At 67.6% G+C, this 22,173-nt stretch carries 17 protein-coding genes and 1 pseudogene; 14 read left to right on the top strand and 4 right to left on the bottom strand.

Annotated features, from left to right (window positions below):
• Positions 1-4 precede the first annotated feature (4 nt).
• A complete protein-coding gene (locus HWX31_RS17460; protein ID WP_174959838.1) occupies positions 5-1,363 on the bottom strand; it encodes an MFS transporter in 1,359 nt (452 codons plus the stop codon).
• Between the two features lie 414 nt (positions 1,364-1,777).
• Here HWX31_RS17460 and HWX31_RS17455 point away from each other — a divergent pair, with 414 nt between their 5' ends.
• The 5 genes and pseudogenes from HWX31_RS17455 to HWX31_RS17435 all read left to right on the top strand — a co-directional run bounded on the left by HWX31_RS17455 (position 1,778) and on the right by HWX31_RS17435 (position 6,423).
• Positions 1,778-2,797 (top strand): AraC family transcriptional regulator, encoded by a 1,020-nt coding sequence (locus HWX31_RS17455; RefSeq protein WP_174959840.1) that lies wholly within the window; start codon positions 1,778-1,780, stop codon positions 2,795-2,797.
• Between the two features lie 98 nt (positions 2,798-2,895).
• A pseudogene (locus tag HWX31_RS17450) lies at positions 2,896-3,242 on the top strand (N-acetyltransferase family protein).
• A 9-nt stretch (positions 3,243-3,251) separates the two neighbouring features.
• Complete coding sequence (locus HWX31_RS17445; protein WP_059612418.1) at positions 3,252-4,091, top strand: MerR family transcriptional regulator; 840 nt, start codon at positions 3,252-3,254, stop codon at positions 4,089-4,091.
• Between the two features lie 126 nt (positions 4,092-4,217).
• Complete coding sequence (locus HWX31_RS17440; protein ID WP_059615188.1) at positions 4,218-5,198, top strand: sulfonate ABC transporter substrate-binding protein; 981 nt, start codon at positions 4,218-4,220, stop codon at positions 5,196-5,198.
• Between the two features lie 202 nt (positions 5,199-5,400).
• Positions 5,401-6,423: a hypothetical protein gene (locus tag HWX31_RS17435; RefSeq protein WP_174959842.1), complete on the top strand. Its 1,023-nt coding sequence runs from the start codon at positions 5,401-5,403 to the stop codon at positions 6,421-6,423.
• 84 nt (positions 6,424-6,507) lie between these two features.
• On the opposite strand, the gene HWX31_RS17430 is transcribed toward HWX31_RS17435, so the two are convergent.
• A complete protein-coding gene (locus HWX31_RS17430) occupies positions 6,508-7,353 on the bottom strand; it encodes a GNAT family N-acetyltransferase (RefSeq protein ID WP_174959844.1) in 846 nt (281 codons plus the stop codon).
• 284 nt (positions 7,354-7,637) lie between these two features.
• Here HWX31_RS17430 and HWX31_RS17425 point away from each other — a divergent pair, with 284 nt between their 5' ends.
• The 5 genes from HWX31_RS17425 to HWX31_RS17405 all read left to right on the top strand — a co-directional run bounded on the left by HWX31_RS17425 (position 7,638) and on the right by HWX31_RS17405 (position 12,899).
• Positions 7,638-8,309: a lysoplasmalogenase gene (locus HWX31_RS17425; RefSeq protein ID WP_174959846.1), complete on the top strand. Its 672-nt coding sequence runs from the start codon at positions 7,638-7,640 to the stop codon at positions 8,307-8,309.
• 247 nt (positions 8,310-8,556) lie between these two features.
• Positions 8,557-10,140 carry a flavin-containing monooxygenase gene (locus HWX31_RS17420; protein WP_174959849.1) on the top strand — a complete coding sequence of 528 codons (1,584 nt, stop codon included), beginning with the start codon at positions 8,557-8,559 and terminating at the stop codon, positions 10,138-10,140.
• A 23-nt stretch (positions 10,141-10,163) separates the two neighbouring features.
• Complete coding sequence (locus HWX31_RS17415) at positions 10,164-11,093, top strand: SDR family NAD(P)-dependent oxidoreductase (RefSeq protein ID WP_174959851.1); 930 nt, start codon at positions 10,164-10,166, stop codon at positions 11,091-11,093.
• Positions 11,090-11,995 (top strand): metal-dependent hydrolase, encoded by a 906-nt coding sequence (locus HWX31_RS17410; RefSeq protein ID WP_095401851.1) that lies wholly within the window; start codon positions 11,090-11,092, stop codon positions 11,993-11,995. The genes HWX31_RS17415 and HWX31_RS17410 overlap by 4 nt, the downstream gene beginning before the upstream one ends.
• A 4-nt stretch (positions 11,996-11,999) precedes the next feature.
• Positions 12,000-12,899 (top strand): alpha/beta fold hydrolase, encoded by a 900-nt coding sequence (locus HWX31_RS17405; protein ID WP_174959853.1) that lies wholly within the window; start codon positions 12,000-12,002, stop codon positions 12,897-12,899.
• Here the strand turns inward: HWX31_RS17405 and HWX31_RS17400 are convergent.
• Complete coding sequence (locus HWX31_RS17400) at positions 12,860-13,414, bottom strand: putative glycolipid-binding domain-containing protein (RefSeq protein WP_059615203.1); 555 nt, start codon at positions 13,412-13,414, stop codon at positions 12,860-12,862. The two genes, HWX31_RS17405 and HWX31_RS17400, sit on opposite strands and share 40 nt — an antisense overlap.
• A 261-nt stretch (positions 13,415-13,675) precedes the next feature.
• Complete coding sequence (locus HWX31_RS17395; RefSeq protein WP_174959855.1) at positions 13,676-14,893, bottom strand: MDR family MFS transporter; 1,218 nt, start codon at positions 14,891-14,893, stop codon at positions 13,676-13,678.
• Between the two features lie 327 nt (positions 14,894-15,220).
• On the opposite strand from HWX31_RS17395, the gene HWX31_RS17390 reads away from it, so the two are divergent.
• The 4 genes from HWX31_RS17390 to HWX31_RS17375 all read left to right on the top strand — a co-directional run bounded on the left by HWX31_RS17390 (position 15,221) and on the right by HWX31_RS17375 (position 22,122).
• Entirely contained in the window at positions 15,221-16,114 is an 894-nt protein-coding gene (locus HWX31_RS17390) for an urea transporter (RefSeq protein WP_174959857.1), read from the top strand.
• Positions 16,089-16,865: a class II aldolase/adducin family protein gene (locus HWX31_RS17385; protein ID WP_174959859.1), complete on the top strand. Its 777-nt coding sequence runs from the start codon at positions 16,089-16,091 to the stop codon at positions 16,863-16,865. The genes HWX31_RS17390 and HWX31_RS17385 overlap by 26 nt, the downstream gene beginning before the upstream one ends.
• Positions 16,866-16,910: 45 nt before the next feature.
• A complete protein-coding gene (locus HWX31_RS17380) occupies positions 16,911-17,099 on the top strand; it encodes a 4-oxalocrotonate tautomerase (protein ID WP_059637632.1) in 189 nt (62 codons plus the stop codon).
• Positions 17,100-17,280: 181 nt separating this feature from the next.
• Positions 17,281-22,122, top strand: a complete 4,842-nt coding sequence (locus tag HWX31_RS17375) for an NAD-glutamate dehydrogenase (protein ID WP_174959861.1) — start codon at positions 17,281-17,283, stop codon at positions 22,120-22,122.
• Positions 22,123-22,173 lie beyond the last annotated feature (51 nt).

Genomic DNA, 22,173 nt, shown 5'->3' with positions numbered 1-22,173 from the left:
AGGATTACCGGGCATGCGACACCTGTTCCTCGCCGCCGGACGCCGGGCGGCCATGATGCGAAGCCGAGCGCCGATGATCGATCAGTCCGACCGCGACGGCCGCCGCCAGCGCAGGCAGCCCGATCGCGATGAAGTTCTGTTCCAGCGGCAGATCGATGCCCACCAGCGCGCCGATGACGATCGGCGCCAGGATCGCGCCGCTGCGGCCGACGCCCAGCGTCCAGCCGACGCCGGTCGAACGGATCGCCATCGGATAGAACTGCCCCGCATACGCGCAGTTGACGATCTGCGTGCCGATGGTCGACGCGCCGGCGAGGCCGACCAGCATGAACAGCAGCGCGGTCGGCATCTTGTAGCCGAGCAGCGTGATCGACACCGCGGCAAGCAGATACATCGACACCAGCACCGTCTTGACCGGAAAGCGATCGGCCATCCAGCCGCCGCCGATTGCGCCAACCATCGCGCCGGCGTTCAACACCAGCACGAACGTCAACGTGGAGCCGAGGCTGTAGCCCGCGCCCGCCATCAGCCGGGTCAGCCACGAGCTGAGCGCATACACCATGAACAGGCACATGAAGCAGGCGATCCAGAACATGACCGTGCTGAATCCGCGACCGTCGTCGAACAGCTGGCGAACCGGCGCGTTGCCCGCCTTGTCCTCGCGCGGAACGACATAACAGTCGCCCGCTCGAGGCCGGTACGTCGGATCGAGCCGGCGCGCGATGCGCGCGAGTTCGTCCGTCCTGCCGCGCCGGATCAGGAACGGCAGCGACTCCGGCATCCATTTCACGAGCAGCGGGACGAGCAGCACCGGCGCGCCCGCGGCGACGAACACGGACTGCCATCCGTACGCCTCGATCATCCCCTTGCCCATCACGGCCGCCAGCATGCCGCCGGCCGAATAGCCGCTGAACATGAGCGTCACCAGCGTGCTGCGCACGCGCCGCGGCGCGTACTCGGTCATCTGGGCGATCACGTTCGGCATCACGCCGCCGATGCCGATGCCCGCCAGAAAGCGGGCGGCGCCGAACAGCGCGGGCGTCGGGGCCAGTCCGGCCGCCGCCGTAAACACGCTGAACAGCGTCAGGCAGGCCGCGATGGCCCAGCGGCGCCCGATCCGCTCGGCGACGGTCCCGAACAAGATGTTGCCGAACATCATGCCGAACAACGCCGAGCTGACCATGAAGCCGGCCTGCGCGGGGTTGACGCCCATCTCCTTCATGATCGCCGGCAGCGCGATGCCGGCCACCGCCAGATCGTAGCCGTCGAACACGATAATCAGTGCGCACCAGAACAGCACGACGCCGTGCAGCGTGCCGAGCCGTGCGTCGTTCGAAAGCGCCTGCAGGTTGATTTGACGCATGGAACTTCCTTCCTTTTTTCAGATGGGACTCAGGTCCGACGGCAACCGTCGCGCGACACTCGGGCAAAGCTATCGCTCAGCCCATCTATTTCGTAGTTGTACGAAATGTTGTCGTGAAATGCACCGGTTTCCGCCCAGCTTCCGGCGCAGTGTAGGAAGCCACAAAGATTCTCACTATCCGGAAATTGCAGGCGGCTCGCGAATTTGATCCGCTTTTCCACACGCCGCGCGCTATCCGAATTTTTACTCGGCAGGAACGGGACTATCCGATTCTTGCAATACTTTAGACAAGCCTGACAAAGATCAATATCATCCTTTCAGGATATCTCGTACACAAGAGAAACCGATGTGGCACGACGCGCATCCGCGGCCAGCCGGATGCGCAGCACGGAAACGCCACACAGGAGACGCCCCATGCCCCTCACCCCAAATGCGGAAGTGCTGTCCGCGCTGTATCGGAATTGCCTGTTCCGGTCCGGAGTGCGCATGGATGCGCACGAGCAGGTCTCCGCGGAGCTGGCCGAGCATGCGCTGCGCTGGCAGCGGGGCGTGCCCGACGCGGCACTTTTCAAGGGGCAACTGAATCACCTGACCGTCTACGCGCTGCAGTACGGCGCCGAAGTCGAGGTCGCGCCGCGCCCGTTCGACGGCTTTTCGCTCGTCCATACGTCGCTCGCGGGCGGCGCCGAAATAGAGTGCGACGGGCACGTGATGGGCGTGTCCGAGGGCCGCACCGCCGTGCTGGCGCCCAGGACGCACGTCCGCCTCCGCTGGCGACCCGGCACCCGGCAGCTGATCGTCAAGGTGCCCGATTCGCTGATGCGCGCGGTCTCCGGCCGGTCGCCCGACGATGCCGCGCCCGGCCTCGCGCCGGGATTCCTGCTGCCGAGGGCGCTTGCGTCGCAATGGGACCTGATTGCGCAGTCGCTGCTCAACGTCCTCGCCGTTGCCGACGACGGCGGCATCCGGGCCGAATGGCGCGACCACTTCGAACGAAGCCTCGCGCTGTTCCTGCTCGTGCATCGCCCGCCGACGCCCGCTACGGCGCGTGCCGGCCCGGCGCCGGAATCGCGCGGCGCGCCGGCGGAATCCGGATCACGAAGCGGCATCAGGCAGATGGACGCGCTGCTCGAATTCATCCACGCGCGGCTCTGCGCGCCGATCTCGCTCGAAGACCTCGCCAGGGCGGCCGGCGTCAGCTTTCGGACGCTGAACGTGCTGTGTCGCCGCTACCACGGCGCGACCCCGATGGAGCTGCTGCGCAACATCCGGCTGGACGCCGCCCGCGTGCAGTTGCTGACCGACCCGATGGCCAGCATCACCGATACGGCGCTGACGTTCGGCTTCGGGCACCTCGGCCGCTTTTCCGCCTACTATTTCGCCCGCTTCAGCGAGTTGCCTCGCGACACGCAGAAGAAGCGGCCGCCAACCTGAACGCCGCGACGCCGCACGCGCGGCCGCCGCTTTACGGGTCCAGCAATCGCCCGCATAGTAGCGGCTTCCCCGAATCGCCACTCCGTCGCCCCCTCACCATGCCCGCCAAGCCAGCCGCCTGCGCCATCCGCGACGCCACCGACGCCGACCTCGACGCCATCCACGCGATCTACGCGCATCACGTCCGCCACAGCGTCGCGTCGTCGCGGCCCTGATCGCGCGCTGCGAGGCCGGCCCGTGGCGGCAGATGGTCGCGGTGATCGCCGACGGCGGCACGGGCGGCTCGACGTCGCTGCATCGCGCGTTCGGCTTCGAGCCGGCCGGCACGCTGAAGGCGGTCGGCTTCAAGCACGGCCGCTGGATCGACACCGCGCTGCTGCAGCGCCCGCTCGGCGACGGCGCGCGCACGCTCCCCGCCTCGCCCGCGCCTGCCCCGTCGCGCTAGAATGGCCGCATGCCAAAACCGACTCACACCACACCTGACGAGGCCGTCGCGGAGACCCGCAACGAGTACACGGTCGACGAGCTCGCGCGCGTGTCCGACACGACCGTGCGCAACGTCCGCGCGTACCAGGATCGCGGCCTGCTCGCGCCGCCCGAGAAGCGCGGCCGCGTCGGCATCTACGACGACACGCACGTCGCCCGCCTGAAGGTCATCAACCATCTGCTGGCGCGCGGCTACACGCTGTCGAACATCCAGGACCTGATCATGGCGATCGACGAGGGCCACGACCTGCGCTCGATCCTCGGCCTGGAAAACGCGATCGGCGGCCGCTGGTCGCACGAGCGGCCGAAGACGTACTCGCTCGCCGCGCTCGCGCAGATGTTCGGCCCGCAAACGCCCGCGCAGCTCGCGCGCGTGACCGAGCTCGGCCTGCTCGAGCGGCACGGCCTGTCGTTCGTCGCGAAGAGCCCCGCGCTGCTCGAGGCGGCGGCCGCGATGGCGAAGGAAGGCATTCCGCCGCGCGAGCTGCTCGACATGATCGGCGTCGCGCGCCCGCACTTCGACGCGATCGCGCGGCTGCTGGTCGACCTCGTCGTGAAGCGGCTCGACCGCTACGACGCCGGCGCGCTGCCGCCGCCGACCGAGGTGCCCGCACTCGTCGACGCGATCTGGCGGCTGCGCCCGCTCGCGGCCGTGTTCGTCGAAGGCGAGATGAATCGCGCGCTCGAAACCGCGGCGAGCGCGTACCTCGGCGGCCGCGTCGCGACCATCCTCGACAGGAAGCTCAGCGACGAGGCCGCGCGGCAGGCCGGCGCACCCGATCTGCAAGGCGACGGCGACAAAGCATAGGCGCGCCGGCGTCATATTGATATCGGCAATGCTTCGTTGGTCGCCGATATCGCCCGTGCGACGATTCTTCCAACCGAGCGGCACGCCCGCCGCTCGCCCGAAGACGTTTCGCATGGAGTCCGCAAGATGATTCGATTCACCCGCTGGATCACCCGCACCGCCGCCGCTACGCTCGTCGCGGTTTGCTCGGCGTCGGCGTTCGCGCAAGGCGGCGCCGATCAGGTCGTGCGCATCGGCTACCAGAAGGCCGGGCTGCTGTCGGTCGTCAAGGCGCAAGGCGCGCTCGAGACGCGGCTCAAGCCGCTCGGCTACCGCGTCCAGTGGTTCGAATTCCCCGCAGGCCCGCAACTGCTCGAAGCACTCAACGCGAACAGCATCGACTTCGGCTACACGGGTGCGCCGCCGCCCGTGTTCGCGCAGGCGGCCGGCGTGCGCTTCGTATACGTCGGCGCGGAGCCGCCGTCGCCGCACAACGAAGCCGTATTCGTGAAGGCCGATTCGCCGGTCCGCTCGCTTGCCGACCTGCGCGGCAAGAAGGTGGCGCTGCAGAAGGGCTCGAGCGCGAACTACCTGTTGCTCGAGGCGCTGAAGAAGGCCGGCGTGCGCTACGACGAGATCCGCCCCGTGTACCTGCCGCCCGCCGACGCGCGCGCCGCCTTCGAGAGCGGCAACGTCGACGCATGGGCCGTCTGGGATCCGTACTACGCGGCCGCGCAGAACGCGCTGAAGGTCCGCACGCTGTCCGACTACACGGGCCTCACGCCCGCGAACAACTTCTACGAGGCGACGCGGGATTTCGCGCAGCAACATCCGGACGTGGTCGGCGCGATCCTGAAGCAGGCGCGCGAGACGGGCCTGTGGGTCAACGGGCATCCGGCCGAGACCGCCGCGCTGCTCGCGCCGAAGGTCGGCCTGCCGCAGCCGCTCGTCGAAGCGTGGATCAAGCGCGTGCCGTTCGGCGCGGTGCCGATCGACGAACGGATCGTCGCGACCCAGCAGGGCGTCGCGGATGCGTTTTACGACGCAAAGCTGATTCCGCAGAAGCTCGTCGTCGGCGACAACGCGTGGACGGACAAGCGCGTGGCGACTGCGCTCGCTGCGAAGTAACGCGCGGCGCAGCGCGCCTGCATTCCCCCAAAGAAGGCCGATGGGCACCCTGCCCGTCGGCCTTTTTTTGCTCTTCTCGAATGTCGCGAAACCCCGGCTGCCGCAATCTGCAGCATTTGGCGAAACTTGTTTATAAAATAAATATTTGATATATTCAAAACAAAATCATTCAATAGTGCCAGCCCAATAACATCAAGATATGATGAAAAATAAATATGCAACCTTCAAATCAAAATATTTACCAATAGCAAAATGGCTTGCACTAGCGCCGATAAGTGCATTACTTGCAGGCTGCCCACCCATGATTTCCCCGCACTTCAAGACGCAAAGATACATCCAAGTTTACAGCTTTCCTGCCGACCCGCATCCGTGGCTGGCACTGGAAAACGACGGCGTCAGCCTTTATATGTATCAGAAATGTGATCACGCTCAGGAAGGGTGTTACCGGCAAAACCTGGTTGCCCTTAAGAGCGGAACACGTCCTGACTGGAAAAACCTTCTTGATGAAGCGCTTGCGGTCAGCGTGAGAGTCCGGTTCGAGAATTCGCCCATGCGTCGCCCGCTCTCCGCCTATGTGCCTGGCACGAAATATCGCTTAATGGGTTCATTTGACCTTTACCCTGAAATCGTTTTCTTAAATCCAGAAATTCTGATCAAAAACACAAACCCCGACGGAGCAGCACATGGAATTCGCAATATAGAGATCGACGACATCAATACTCTCGCCCACCCCCAGAATCTGAATGTAAAGCTGGTGATTTATGACGATGATCATCAGTGGGTTTTTGTCAACCAGCCAAAATACAATTCAGATAGAACGGACAATCCCACCGATCTATTTGTCCCCAGCAAGCTTTTTCGCCTTGAGACTGGCGATGATGCACGACTGAACCAACCAATGGCATTATATTACTCCGGACCCAAGATGCCTTCTCGTGGTTATCGCGTCGTGTCCGGAAAAGCAGCGGAATGGTGGGTTGATTATTACAAGATCAAACATGACGCCCACCAGATCGGGCTGGCCGATGTCATGTTTCCTACGGTGCCAGTCAAACTGGATACCTTGACAGTGGATAGCAAGACCGTGCCTGGCAAGCCAACGCTGCTGTGCCATTACAGCTATACCAATTTCTACGTCGGCTGGCTGGATAGCCCACGCGGCGGGCCATCAGAAACACATCGGGATGATTGCGAGCCGTATCGCGGGCATGCCGAAGCCGAGTGACGATCGAGTCGGCATCATCGAACCGTATCGCTGCCGAACGGCGCTCGCGGGCCGATCCGCGACAAACACTCAGCCCCGCCCCCATCACCCCAGCTCAAACGACGTCACCCCGAACACGTGATCGATCGCGATCGCGGGTGCGTCTTTCGTGTACATCCGCGCGGTTTCGAAGACGCTCGTCATGCCGTGCCTCTCCGCCAGCGCGACGGCCGCAGGATTCGTTTCCGGCACGTCGAGCACGATGACCTCGCCGGGCATGCTCGCCGCCAGCGCGCGAAACAGTCCGGTGGCGACGCCCGCGTCATCGGCGAAGAGCGGGCCGATCTTGCAGCCCGCGTTGCAGCGGCGCACGACGCCGTATCCCGCGACACGGCCGGCGTCGACCGTCGCGAGCGCAACGGCATCCGGCTGCGCGATCCAGGCGGAGACGAAACGCTCGCGCGCCGCGGGAAAACACTGGCGATCGTAGGCAAGCAACTGCTCGAACGGCACATCGGCCGCTGCCGCTACCTGCGCGCACCCGATGCCTTCCACGCGCCCCTGATAGCGGATGTTGCGGTACGCGAGCCGGAACCCGGATTTCCGATAGTTCGCCTGCTGGGCGACGACACCATCGAGACCGACGTTGCGGTCTCCGAGATAACGCATGCCATGCCGCCAGATTCGCATCCCGAAGCCCTTGCCGCGAAACCCGGGTTTCACGATGTATAGCCCGATGAAGCCAAAGCGTTCGTCATAGGCGATGGCGGCGAGGCACGCGACCGGTTCGCCGCGCCAAACGCCGACGAAGAAACCGGCCGGGTCCGCTTCCCTGAAACAGTGCGGGTCATGCCGACCGGGATTCCACCCTTCTGCAGCCGCCCATTCGACCGACATGGCCACCTCGCCGGCCGACATGGTGCGCACGATAAAGTCTCCGCTTTGATCCATGGTTCGTCCCAGTCGCGGCTCCAAGGATTGCCGCCTCGTACTACGGTAAATGCATCGGGAAGCGCCGACAAGCGGGCACCGGCCAACCGACAGGACAGACCGTGCAATCGTGCCCTAAGCCAGGGCTGCCGCGCACGGCGAACCGGATGCGCGGCGGACGGCCCGCACCGCGACTAGAGAGGTTCGCCGGTTTTCGTGCGGCCTTTCTTCTCCATAATGACCGGCGGCCGCCCCCCGCGCGCCCGACCATGACAATGACAACAAGACTCCCGGAGACGCCCGCCGTGACCGCCACACTTCCCGCCGCCTATTGCCGCCTCTGGCCGCTCGCCGTCGCCGCCGCGCTCGCGTACGGCCTGTCGCTCGCCGCCGCGCCCTATCCCGGCCAAGCCGCCGCGAAGGCCGCGATGGGCATGCTGCTGCTCGCGGCGGCCTGTGCGTGCGACGCGCCGCGCGAACGCGCGTGGCTGTGCGCGGCGCTCGCGACCGCCGTGCTCGGTGACGTGCTGCTCGCGCTGCCCGGCTGGCCGCCGTCGTTCGTCGGCGGGCTCGGCGCGTTCCTGCTCACGCATCTGGGCTATTGCGCGATCTTCCTGCGCTGGCGCGCGCGCCCGCACGGCTGGCGCGTCGCCGCGCTGATCGCGCTGTGGGTCGCGGCCCCCGCCTTCTACGCCGCGTTCTTCCCGCATCTCGGCGAGCTGGCCGCGCCGGTCGCCGTCTATATGCTCGTGCTGTGCGCGATGGCGAGCTTCGCGCTCGCCGCGCGCACCCGCGGCCCGCTCGTCGCGCTCGGCAGCCTGATCTTCGTCGGCTCCGACACGCTGATCGGCGTCGGCCGCTTCCTCGGCGGATTCGCCGGCATCGACTACCTGATCTGGGCGCTGTACGCGCTCGCGCAGGTCACGATCGTCGCCGGGGTTTTCCATGAGACGGCCAGCCGTTCGATCCGCCCCTGATTCGATTTCAAACAGACCGCCGCGCGCCGGCGGTCTGAGCAGCCCCCCGCCAACCCGTGTTCCACGGGCCTCGCCGCCCCGCCAACGGCCTCGCCGCCATACCGTTCCAAACCCGTCTCCGCCTTTTCCCACAAGGCTTCCGTCCATTAGAGCCCACCATCTAGCCCCTTGCGGTTTCCAGGTTCACCCACTATCGTTACATCAAACAATGTAACATTCAAAAATGAGCCATAACGGAGACACCCGGATGAATGCTCGCACGTTGCCTTTCGGCCCCCCTGGTCACGACGGCCCCGACGAAACCGTCGACATCGCCATCATCGGCACCGGCTTTGCCGGTCTCGGGATGGCCATTCGCCTGCGGCAGACGGGCGTGACCGATTTCGTCGTGCTCGAGAAGGCGGCGTCGGTCGGCGGCACGTGGCGCGACAACCATTACCCCGGGTGTGCATGCGACGTGCAATCGCACGTCTACTCGTTCTCGTTCGCGCCGAACCCGCGCTGGACGCGCATGTTCGCGCCGCAGCCGGAGATCCGCGCGTATCTCGAAGACTGCGTGCAGCGCTTCGGGATCGGCGCGCACCTGCGCCTGAACCACGAACTGCAGCGCGCCGAGTACGACGAGACCGCGCAGCGCTGGCGCCTCGCGTTCGCGAGCGGCAAGCGGCTGTCAGCGCGCGTGCTGGTGTCGGGGATGGGCGGCCTGTCGCGCGCGGCGCTGCCGGCGATCCCGGGCGTCGAGACCTTCAAGGGCCGCGCGTTCCACTCGCAGCAGTGGGACCACGACTACTCGCTCGACGGCAAGCGCGTCGCGGTGATCGGCACCGGCGCGAGCGCGATCCAGTTCGTCCCGCAGATCGCGCCGCGCGTGAAGGAACTTGCGCTGTTCCAGCGCACGCCGCCGTGGATCATGCCGAAGCCGGATCGCAACGTGACGAAGCTCGAGCAGTGGCTGTTCCGCACGCTGCCGTTCACGCAGAAGGCCGTGAGGAGCGGCATCTACTGGATGCTCGAATCGCGCGTGGTCGGCTTCGCGATCCATCCGTCGCTGATGAGGAACGTGCAGAAGCTCGCGCTGCGCCATATCAGGAAGCAGATTCCCGATCCGGACCTGCGCCGCGCCGTGACGCCGGACTACACGCTCGGCTGCAAGCGCGTGCTGATCTCGAACGACTACTACCCGGCGCTGTCGCGCAAGAACGTCGACGTGATCACGACCGGCATCGAGCGGATCGAGGCAAACGCGGTCGTCACGACCGACGGCAAGCGCCACGAAGTCGACTGCCTGATCTACGGCACCGGCTTCCAGGTCGCCGATCCGTTTCCGCGCGGCGCGATCGTCGGCCGCGGCGGTCTCGACATCGTCGATGCGTGGCGCGACGGCGCGCATGCGTATCTCGGCACGACGCTGCCCGGCTATCCGAACTTGTTCATGATCGTCGGCCCGAACACGGGCCTCGGCCACAACTCGATGGTGTTCATGATCGAGTCGCAGATCGAGTACATCCTCGGCGCGCTGCAGGCGATGCGACGCGAGCGCGCGGACGCGATCGAGGTGCGCCCGCTCGTCGAGGCGCGATTCAACCACGACCTGCAGGGCCGGCTGAAGAAGGCGATCTGGTCGACGGGCGGCTGCAAGAGCTGGTATCTCGATCCGCGCACCGGCAAGAACACGACGCTGTGGCCGGGCTTCACGTGGCGCTTCCGGCAGGCGACCGCGCGCTTCTCGATGGCCGACTACCACGCGTACGGCGTCCCGCAGCACGACACGGCCGCGCGGCCGATCGCCGCGCCCGCTTCCGCCGCTTCCGCTTCCGCCGAAGCGGCCTGAGCCTCGTACAGGAGCCAACAGACATGAGAGATTTCGCCAACAAGGTCGCCGCGATCACCGGCGCGGGCTCGGGCATGGGCCGCGCGCTCGCGGTGCAGCTCGCGCAGGCCGGCTGCCACGTCGCGCTCGCCGACAAGAACGCGGTCGGCCTCGCCGAAACCGAGCGGATCGTCCGCACGGTCGCGCCGGCCGTGCGCGTGACGACGCGCGTGCTGGACGTCGGCGACCGCGCCGCGATGTTCGCTTGGGCCGACGACACCGCGCAGGAACACGGCAAGATCAACCTGATCTTCAACAACGCGGGCGTCGCGCTGTCGAGCACGATCGACGGGATGGAATACAGCGATCTCGAATGGATCGTGAACATCAACTTCTGGGGCGTCGTGCACGGCACGAAGGCGTTCCTGCCGCACTTGAAGGCGTCCGGCGACGGTCACGTGATCAACACGTCGAGCATCTTCGGAATCTTCGCGCAGCCGGGCATGAGCGGCTACAACGCGACCAAGTACGCGGTGCGCGGCTTCACCGAATCGCTGCGCCAGGAGCTCGACATGATGAACTGCGGCGTGTCGGCGACCTGCGTGCACCCGGGCGGCATCCGCACCAATATCGCGCAGTCGAGCCGCGTCGCGAAGAACATGGTCGGCTTCATGGTCGAGAGCGAGCAACAGGGCAAGGACCAGTTCGAGAAATTCTTCATCACGACCGCCGACGACGCCGCGCGCACGATCCTCGCCGGCGTGCGCCGGAACAAGCGCCGCGTGCTGATCGGCCGCGACGCGCGCGGCGCCGACTGGCTCGCGCGCATCCTGCCCGCCGCGTATCAGGCACTGGTTGTGTTCGCAACCAGGCACGAGGCCGCAAAAGCGCGCCGCCGCGCCGCGCGCGCGCCGGCCGCACCGGCCCATGCAACGTACAACAACGCTGGCAATCAGGGAGGAGAACAGTCATGACGACCCCGCAGATGATGCCCGTGCGGCGCGACATCCGTTTCGCGCTGCCTCCGGAGCGCGCGCGCGACTGGCATGTCCAGGGCGTGCCCGTCACCCACTTCATGAACGCGCTGTCGCTGCTGTTTCCGGCGGGCGAACGGTTCTTCATGGACTCGGTGCGCAACTACCGCGACCGGATCGACGACCCGGAACTGAAGAAGCAGGTGATGGGCTTCATCGGCCAGGAGGCGATGCACACGCGCGAGCACATCGAGTACAACGACCTGCTGCAGGCGTCGGGGCTGCCCGCGCACAAGCTCGACAAGCGCCTGTGGGCGATCCTCGGCTGGTTCAAGAAGGTGCTGCCGCATTCGATGCAGCTCGCGATCACGATCGCGCTCGAACACTACACGGCGATTCTCGCGAACCAGCTGCTGTCGGGCCACGAGCACCGGATCGACGGCTCCGTCGAGGGCTACCAGCAGATGTGGATGTGGCACGCGATGGAAGAGACCGAGCACAAGGCCGTGTCGTACGACGTGTGGAACGCCGTGATGAAGCCGGGCCTCGGCAGCTACCTGCTGCGCACCGGCACGATGCTGACGACGACCTTGATGTTCTGGACGATCGTGTTCGACTTCCACGTGCGCCTGATGCTCGCGCATCGGCGCCGTCACGGGAAATTCGGCGGCATGTGGCGGCTCGTGAAGTACCTGTACGGCCCGAAGCATGGCGTGTTCCCGAGCATTGCGCGAGAATGGCTCGACTATTTCCGGCCGGGCTTCCATCCGTGGGACCACGACAACCACCAGTACCTGCAGGGGCTCGACACGCTGCTCGCGAACATCGACGCGACCAACGCGCGCTACGCCGCGCAGGCCGCGCCGCGCCGCGTGCCGCTGCATCCGGTCCCGCAGGCGTGACGCGATGACGCGCGCAAGCGAGATGCTGACCGTCCAGTCCGGCGACGTGAAGCTCGCCGTCTACGCGAGCGGCTCGCGCCGCGCGCCGCCGGTGATCCTCGTGCACGGCTACCCCGATTCGGCGAGGGTGTGGGAGCCGGTCCGCGCGCGGCTCGCGAAACGCTACCGCGTGATCGCGTACGACGTGCGCGGCGCGGGCGCCTCCGACGCGCCGCGCCGCCGCGCCGACTATACGCTCGCGCGGCTCGCCGACGACCTGAAGGCCGTCGCCGACGCCACCTGCGGCGGCCGGCCGTTCCACCTCGTCGGTCACGACTGGGGGTCGATCCAGTGCTGGGAAGCCGTGACCGATCCGGCGTGGCGCGAGCGCATCGCGTCGTACACGTCGATCTCCGGGCCGTGCCTCGACCATGTGTTCCGCGCGAGGATGCGGCTCAGGCAGAGCCTGAAGTCGTGGTACATCGCGTTCTTCCACCTGCCGCTCGTGCCGTCGCTGGTGTGGCGGCTCGGCGGCGCGGCGCTATGGCCGCGCTGGCTGCAGCTCACCGAACGGGTTCGCCCCGAGCGCGACCCCGCGCAATTGAAGAACGCGCTGAACGGCATGCAGATGTATCGCGCGAACTTCATCGCGCGGGCCCGGCGGCCGCGCGAGCGTCACGCGCAGGCGCCGGTGCAGATCCTCGTGCCGGTGCGCGACCGCTACGTGACGCCGGAGATGTCGGCCGACCTCGGCCGCTGGCTCGGCGAGCACGTGCGCGAGGAAATCGACGGCGCGCACTGGATCGTGTTGCGCGACCCCGACCTGATCGCGGCGCGGATCGACCGCTTCGCCGCCGCGCACGAGAAGAAGACGGCCGCGCCCGTTCAGCGGATTGCCGGCAAGCGCCTGAACAACGTCTCGTAGTCGATCACGAGGCCGTCGTCGTCGATGTCCATCTCGGCGGTGAAATCGCGGAAGATGCCTTCGTAGCGGTAGCGCCGGCCCGGCTCGATGCATGCGTATGCCTGCTGGACCCGGGTCGCCTTCAGGTCCGGCGTCGATACGTAGACGACGTCGATCGGCCGCCGCTCGCCGCGCGCAAGCCCGAGGCGGCCGATCGGCAGCGAGTTCGTGTACGGCGTCGCCGCGATGTCGATGTCGATGCAGCCGTCCAGTTCCGGCAGCGCCCGCCCGGAGCCGTCGCGCCAATGGCCGAGGCCGTCGCCGTGAAGCTCGAGCGTGCCGCCGCCCATCACCTTGAGCACCGCGTAGGTCGCGCGCCATTGCGCGTCGCAGACCACCCGGTACGCGAGCCCGTAGGACTTGCCGTACCGCTGGCCGACCACCACGCTTTCCACGATGATCCCGCCGTTGCTGCGGTCGAACGCCAGATGTTCGATCCCGTCGCCTTCGAGCGACGCCCAACGCACTTCACGCATCGTCCTGCCTCCTTGCTCGTTGTCGAATGCCGGGCATCGTCGCACAAATTCATCACGCGGGAGTATTGACCGGCAACCAGGATCTCGACAAAAAACTCGTGCGCCAGACCCGCCGATACGACAGGCAGGCAGCCCCTTGCAACGAAAGCACGTCGATCCACCTAGCCGCATCCGGGGCGACTCATCCGACTCGATACCGCCGAGGAGCGTGCGAAGCCGCGGACATGCGCTCGAGGCGCGACGCGCCGGCGGATGGGACCGTCAGCGGTTCTGGACTTCGAGCCGGCCCGCCGGCGCGGGCTCGATCTGCGAGCCGACGGCGAACGTGAGCAGGCTGAGCAGCGCGACGAAGCCCATGCCGTAGAACATCGCGGCGCCGCCGTAGTGCAGCAGCACGAGGCCGCCAAGCCAGGGTCCGAGCAGGTTGCCGACGTTGCTGAGCGAATGCGCGCCGTAATAGATGCCGCGCAGCGGCTCGGGCGTGATGCTGTCGAGGACCGCGTATTCCGACGGGATGAGCAGCACTTCGCCCCACGTGAAGACGACCATCGACGCAACGAGCGCGGTCATGTTCGGCGAATTCGCGAAACCGGCCGCGCCGATCGCGAGCAGGATCGCGCCGAGCGTGAGCGACGCGAACGGTCCGCGCCGCTCGCCGATGCGGTTCAGCAACGGCTGGCTCAAGACGACCGTGATCGCGTTCGTGCTCATCAGCCAGGCGAACATCCTGAGCCCGTCGTCGAACGCGCCGATCAGGTACTGCGAGAACGTGACCGACATTTCGCCGTGCACGGCGATCGCGAGCATGCTGCCCGCGGTGAAGAGGACGAGGCGCCGGTCGGTGCCGATGATGCGAAGTTTCGCGAAGAGCGGCAGGTCGGACGCGGCCGCTTCGTGCTGCGCGCGGCCGAACGCGAGCCGTGCCGTGATCGCGTAGATCGCGATCGAGAACAGCAGGTAGACGGCGCCCGTGATGAGGAACACGGGGGATTTGTCGAGCAGGCCGAGCGAAGCGCCGAGGAGCGGCCCGATCGAGAAGCCGATGTTGATTGCCACGTAGCGCCGCGCGAATGCGCGCAGCCGCTGTTCGGGCGGGAGATTGTCGCTGATGGCGGCCTTCGACACCGGATCGTAGAACGAGCTCGCGAGATTGATGAAGAGGTTGACGATGAAGACCTGCCACGCGCTGGCCGCGAAATGAAGCGCGGCGAACGACAGGCTCGATACGAGCAGGCAGCCGGTCAGCACCTTGCGCCGGCCGAGCACGTCGGACAGATGACCGCCGAAGAAGCCGCCGAACGTGCCGGCGAGCGCGCCCGTCCCCAGCAGCAGGCCGATCGTCGCTGCGTCGAGCCCCATCCGTTCGTGCAGGTAGATCGCAAGAAACGGCAAGCTCATCGCGCGCGCCATCACGACGAAGCCGGTGCCGACGATCAGCAGCCAGACGAGGAATGGGTGCCTTGCCTTTTCTTGACTCATGTATGACCCATCGAGAACCGTTGAGGACCGGTCGTGCCGCACCGATGCGCGCAGGTCGCGCGGTGCGCCGCAGGTGTCTTCGCGCGCGCGAGCGCCGCCGCCATGTTGCGTGGTCCGGTATTGTACTCAGCGCTTCATGGTCGCGTAAGCTTGACCTAGGAAAAACGTCAGGTTGCTTTCGACAAGATTTCGCACATGCTCGCGATTGCGTTGCGGTCGAACCCGACGATCGAACGCATGACGGCAAATTCCCACTATCCAGTTGCGCCTATGCCGCACCCGGCCGATCTGCCCTATCCTCGCGGCTCATCCTGCACTGCCGCCGTCATGTCTACCGCCCAGCCTGCCACACCGTCGATCGACCTGCGCATCCTGCTGCGCAGCCTCGGGCAGATCGTGCTGCAGGCGAATGCGCTGACGGGCGCACTGCTGCTCGCCGCGCTGGCGCTGACCGACGCGCGGCTCGCGTGCGCGGCGCTGCTCGGCGCAGCGGCGGCCAGCATGGTCGCCGTGCTGACCGGCGCCGCGCGCCGCGACGTCGAAGCGGGGCTGGCCGGCTTCAACGGCGCGCTCGCCGCGCTGGCCGCCGTCACGTTCGCGCCGCAGCCGCTCGCGGCCGTCGCACTCGCGCCGCTCGCCGCGGCAGGTGCGGCGCTCGTGCAGCGCGCGCTGCGCCGGCCGCTCGAGAAATGGCGCCAGTGCCCGTATTCGAGCCCGTGCCTCGCCGTCACCGCGCTGTGGCTGCCGTTTGTCGCGACGCAGCATGCGGGCGCAAGCGCGGCCGGCGTATCGTTGACACTGCCGGCGTTCGCACCGGCGCTGCTCGCCGGCGTCGCGCAGACCACCTTCGCGCAAGGCGCATGGGCCGGTGCGCTGATCGTCGCCGGGCTCGCGGCCGCGTCGCGCCGCGCGGCTGCGTTCGCGCTCGGCGGCGCGGCCGTGTCGTCCGCGCTGCTGATCGCGCTCGGCGCCGAAGCCGCGACGCTCGCGGACGGCCTGCTGGGCTTCAACGGCGCGCTGGCCGCACTTGCGCTGATGCCGCGCGGCGCGCGCGCCGCGTTGGCGGCCGCGGTGCTCGCCGCGCTGCTGCAGGCGCTCGCGATGCGCGCGGGCGTCACCGCCCTCACCGCGCCGTTCGTGCTGGCGTCGTGGCTCACCGTACGGGTCATGCGCCGCTTCACCCTGGGAGACGCCGATGTCGTCATTCGCTCACCGTCCTGACGCCGTCGCGCCCGGCGGCCCGATCTCGGACGCCGAACGCCGGCTGCGCGTCGATCTCGCCGCCGCGTACCGGCTCGTCGCGCTGAACGGCTGGGACGACCTGATCTACACGCATCTTTCCGCGACCGTGCCGGGCGAGCCCGGCCGCTTCCTGATCAATCCGTTCGGGCTGACGTTCGACGAGGTGTGCGCGTCGAACCTCGTGAAGATCGACCTCGCCGGCAACCGGATCGGCGGCGGCGAGCACCCGGTCAACGTGACCGGCTTCGCGCTGCACGCGGCCGTGCATGCGGCGCGGCCGGACGCGGTATGCGTGATGCACCTGCACAATACGGCCGGCATCGCGGTGTCGATCCAGCGCGACGGGCTGCTGCCCGCATCGCAGCATGCGCTGCGCTTTTACGGCGATCTCGCGTATCACGACTACGAGGCGCTGGCGTTCTCGCCGGCCGAGGGCGCGCGGCTGACCGCGAGCCTCGGCGCGAAATCCGCGATGCTGCTGCGCAACCACGGCACGCTGACGGTCGGCCGCACGGTCGCCGAGGCCTACGTGCTGATGGACACGCTGATCAAGGCGTGCGACATCCAGGTGCGCGCGCAGGCAGGCGGCGGGCCGCTCGTGCTGCCCGAGCCGGCCGTTGCCGCGCGCACCGCCGCGCAGCTGCGCGACGGCGGCGCGATCGAAGGTGAACTGGAGTGGCCCGCGCTGCTGCGCCGCGTCGACCGGATCGATCCGTCGTATCGCGATTGAATTGTTCAGAACTTTCCGACCTTCCCGACCTGACAGGAGAAACCCATGCCGACATTCAACATCCAGCTGTTCGAAGGCCGCACCGTCGAGCAGAAGCGCCGGTTCGTCGAGGCGATCACGCGCGTCACCTGCGAGACGCTCGGCTGCGAGCCGGGCTCGGTCGACATCATCCTGACCGACGTGAAGAAGGAGAACTGGGCGACGGGCGGCAGGCTTTGGAGCGACGAGGGCTGAGCGCTCCGCGACGGCCGCGCGCCGCGGCCTTTCCGCTGACTTAAGCATGTCTTACCGTTGCTCCGGCGCCGCCTTCCGTGTCTTCCCGATGATGTGCACCCGCACATGGCGCTGTCACGCATTCGGCGCATAATGGCCCACTGACGAAGCAGTCGATGGCCACCCGAGAGGAGAACGCGCCATGGAAGCGAAGAACGAAGAAGTCGTCGCACACCTGCTCTCCGACGTCGTCGAATTCGCGCGCGAGCGCTTGCCCGAGGCGACGTTCCGGATCGTCGAACCCTTCCTCCGCCATTACTACGACTTCGTCGACGCCGACGACCTGCAAAGCCGCGGCATCGCCGATCTATACGGCGCCGCGATGGCGCACTGGCAAACCGCCCAGAAATTCGTGCCCGGCAGCGAGCGGCTGCGCGTGTACAACCCGATCCTCGAACAGCACGGCTGGCACTCCGACCACACGGTGATCGAGATCGTCAACGACGACATGCCGTTCCTCGTCGATTCGGTGTCGATGGCCGTCAACCGCCTCGGCCTCGCGCTGCACTCGGCGATGCACCCCGTGTTCCGGATCTGGCGCGGCAAGAACGGCAATATCGAGCGCGCCGACGTGGGCGGCCTCGCGACCGACGACGGGCACTCGCAGCTCGCATCGTTCATTCATTTCGAGGTCGACCGGTGCGGCGACGCGGCGATGCTCGAATCGCTGCGCAACGACATCGCGCGCGTGCTCGGCGACGTGCGCGCATCGGTCGAGGACTGGCCGAAGATCGTCGACATCGCACGCCACACGATCAAGGAAATGAAGGCGCGCGAGACGAGCGCCGAAGACATCGAGGCGCGCGCGTTCCTCGAATGGATGGTGGCCGACCATTTCACGTTTCTCGGGCAGCGCGACTACGCGCTCGTGTCGCACGGCGCCGGCTTCGCGCTGCGCGGCATCGAAGGCTCGGGCTTCGGCATCCTGCGCGAAGCGCTGCGCGCACCCGGCACGCCGGACCTGACGCCGCTGCCGCCCGCCGCCGCGGAAATCATCCACGGCGCCTGGCCGATCTTCCTGACCAAGGCGAACTCGCGCGCGACCGTGCACCGCCCCGGCTATCTCGACTACGTCGGCGTCAAGCTGGTCGGCCCCGACGGCAAGGTCTGCGGCGAGCGGCGCTTCATCGGGCTCTACACGTCGACCGCGTATTTCGTTTCCTGCTCGGAAATCCCGATCGTGCGCCGCAAGTGCGCGAACATCGTGCGGCGCGCGGGCTTCTTGCCGAAAGGCCATCTCGGCAAGACGCTCGTGACGGTGCTCGAAACCTATCCGCGCGACGAGCTGTTCCAGGCCGACGAAGACCAGCTTTACGACATCGCGCTCGGCGTGCTGCGGCTGCAGGAGCATCAGCGCACGCGCCTGTTCGTGCGGCGCGACCGCTTCGACCGCTTCGTGTCGTGTCTCGCGTACGTGCCGCGCGACAAGTACAACACCGACCTGCGCCGGCGCATCGCGCGGCTGCTCGTCGACGCGTTCAAGGGCATCAACGTCGAATTCACGCCGCTGCTGTCGGAATCCGCGATCGCGCGGATCCATTTCGTCGTGCATGCGGAGCCGGGCACGATGCCCGACGTCGATACGCGCGAGCTCGAGCAGCGCCTCGTGCAGGTCTCGCGCCGCTGGCAGGACGACCTGTCGGACGCGCTGCTCGACGCGTTCGGCGAGGAGCAAGGCAACCGCCTGCTGCAGCGCTATGCCGATTCGTTCCCGGCCGGCTACCGCGACGACTATCCGGCGCGCACCGCGGTGCGCGACATCGAGCTGATCGAGCGCGTGAACGGCACCGAGCGCCTCGCGATGAACCTGTACCGGCCGATCGAGGCCGAAGCGCGCGCGTTCCGCTTCAAGGTCTACCGCTCCGGCGACCCGATCGCGCTGTCGCGCAGCCTGCCGATGCTCGAACACCTCGGCGTGCGCGTCGACGAGGAACGGCCGTACCGGATCCAGGCGCAGGACGGCACGCCCGCGTGGGTGCACGACTTCGGCCTCGAAATGGTGGACGACACCGAGTTCGACATCGAGCGCGTGAAGGGGCTGTTCGAGGACGCGTTCGACCGGATCTGGAGCGGCCGGATCGAGAACGACGATTTCAACCGGCTCGTGCTGCGCGCGCACCTGAGCGCGCGCGAAGTCACGATCCTGCGCGCGTATGCGAAGTACTTGCGGCAGGTCGGCTCGACGTTCAGCGATGCGTACATCGAGCGAGCGCTGACCGGCAATCCGGCGATCGCGCGGCAGCTCGTCGAGCTGTTCGTCGTGCGTTTCGATCCGCGCATCGGCAACCCGCGCGACGCACAGGCCGAGCGGCTGCTGAAGGCGATCGAGACCGCGCTCGACCAGGTGCCGAATCTCGACGAGGACCGGATCCTGCGCCAGTTCCTCGGCGTGATCAACGCGACCGAGCGCACCAACTACTACCGGCACGACGCCGACGGCGAGCCCAAGCCGTACCTGTCGTTCAAGTTCGATCCGGCGAAAGTGCCCGGCCTGCCCGAGCCGAAGCCGATGTTCGAGATCTGGGTGTATTCGCCGCGCGTCGAGGGCGTGCACCTGCGCGGCGGTCGCGTCGCGCGCGGCGGCCTGCGCTGGTCCGACCGCCGCGAGGATTTCCGCACCGAGGTGCTCGGCCTGATGAAGGCGCAGATGGTGAAGAACGTCGTGATCGTGCCGGTCGGCTCGAAAGGCGGCTTCGTCGTGAAGAACCCGCCGCCGCCGAGCGACCGCGAAGCGTGGATGCGCGAAGGCGTCGCGTGCTACCAGACGTTCCTGCGCGGCCTGCTCGACCTGACCGACAACCTCGCCGGCAATGCGGTCGAGCCGCCGCCCGACGTCGTGCGGCACGATCCCGACGATCCGTATCTCGTCGTCGCGGCCGACAAGGGCACGGCCACCTTCTCCGACTACGCGAACGCGATCTCGCACGAATACGGCTTCTGGCTCGACGATGCGTTCGCGTCGGGCGGCTCGGTCGGCTACGACCACAAGAAGATGGCGATCACCGCGCGCGGCGCGTGGGAGTCGGTCAAGCGGCATTTCCGCGAGATGGGCGTCGATACGCAGACGACCGACTTCACGGTGGTCGGCGTCGGCGACATGTCGGGCGACGTGTTCGGCAACGGCATGCTGCTGTCGCCGCACATCCGGCTCGTCGCGGCGTTCGACCACCGGCACGTGTTCCTCGACCCGAACCCCGATCCGGCCGCGAGCTTCGCGGAGCGCGCGCGGCTGTTCGCGCTCGAGCGGTCGAGCTGGGCCGACTACGACGCGGCGGCGATCTCCGCGGGCGGCGGCGTCTATCCGCGCACCGCGAAGACGATCCCGCTGTCTGCCGCGGTGCAGGCCGCGCTCGGCATCGACGCGGCCGCGCTCGCGCCGAACGAGCTGATCCGCGCGATCCTGCAGGCGCCGGTCGACCTGCTGTACAACGGCGGGATCGGCACCTACGTGAAGGCGGCCCGCGAGACCAACGCGCAGGTCGGCGACCGCGCGAACGACGCGGTGCGCGTGAACGGCTCGGACCTGCGCTGCAAAGTCGTCGGCGAAGGCGGCAACCTCGGCTTCACGCAGTTCGGGCGCATCGAGTTCGCGCAGCGCGGCGGACGCGTCAACACCGACGCGATCGACAACTCGGCCGGCGTCGACTGTTCGGACCACGAAGTCAACATCAAGATCCTGCTCGGGCTGGTCGTCACCGACGGCGAGATGACCGAAAAGCAGCGCAACGCGCTGCTCGCCGAAATGACCGACGAGGTCGGGCTGCTCGTGCTGCGCGACAACTACTACCAGACCCAGGCGCTGTCGATCGCGGGCCGCTACACGGTCGAGCTGCTCGACGCCGAGACGCGCCTGATGCGCTGGCTCGAACGCGCGGGCCGCCTGAACCGCGTGATCGAGTTCCTGCCGACCGACGACGACGTCGCCGAGCGCCAGGCCGCGAAGCTCGGCCTCACGTCGCCGGAGCGCGCGGTGCTGCTCGCGTACAGCAAGATGTGGCTGTACGACGCGCTGCTCGAATCCGACGTGCCGGAAGACCCGCTCGTGGCCGGCATGCTGGTCGACTATTTCCCGAAGCCGCTGCAGCAGCGCTTCAGCGAGCCGATGCGCCGCCATCCGCTGCGCCGCGAGATTCTCGCGACCCACCTGACGAACGCGCTCGTCAACCGGGTCGGCTGCGCGTTCGTGCACCGGCTGATGGAGGAAACCGACGCGCAACCCGGCGACATCGTGCGCGCGTGCATCATGGCGCGCGACGTGTTCGATCTCGACGCGGTCTGGCGCGACATCGATGCGCTCGACAACCGCGTCGCCGACGACGTGCAGGCGCGCATGTTCGTCGACGTCGCGCGGCTGCTCGAACGCGCGGCGCTGTGGTTCCTGCGGCACCTGCAGGCGGGTGCGATCGGCGACGGCGGCGTCGGCGAGCTGCTCGCGCGCTGCCGCGACGCCGCCGAGCGGCTCGCGCCGCAACTGCCGGCGCTGCTGCCGGCCGCGGATCTCGACGCGCTGTCCGAGCGGCAGCGCGTGCTGGTCGACGCGGGCGTCGACAGCGCGCTCGCGGCGCGGGTCGCGAGCGGCGACATCTCGGCCGCGCTGCTCGACATCGCCGAGGTGGCCGCAACCTGCAACCGCAGCCTGGAGCTCGTCGCGGGCGTGTACTTCGCGCTCGGCACGCAGCTCAACTACGGCTGGATCAGCGAGCGCGCGGCGGCACTGCCGACGCCCACGCACTGGGACATGATGGCGCGCGCGGCAGCGCTCGCGGACGTCGCGCGCCTCAAGCGCGCACTGACGACGAGCGCGCTCGGCGAAGCCGACGAAACGTCGATGCCCGAGGCGATCGTCGACGCGTGGCGCGCACGGCGCGAGGCCGCGCTCGAACGCTATGCGCATCTGCTCGCCGACCTGCGCGCGACGGGCGGCGCGAGCCTCGCGGTGCTGCTCGTGATCGTGCGGGAGATGGCGGTGCTGGAGCGGGCGTGAACGAAGCGGGCAGGCCCGGCCTTTGTGCCACACGACTCGCGCTCGGAGCGC

The sequence above is a fragment of the Burkholderia ubonensis genome, assembly GCF_902833085.1.
Lineage (GTDB): Bacteria > Pseudomonadota > Gammaproteobacteria > Burkholderiales > Burkholderiaceae > Burkholderia > Burkholderia ubonensis.
Note: the sequence above shows the minus strand (reverse complement) of the source record. Positions and strands in the feature narration are given on the sequence as shown.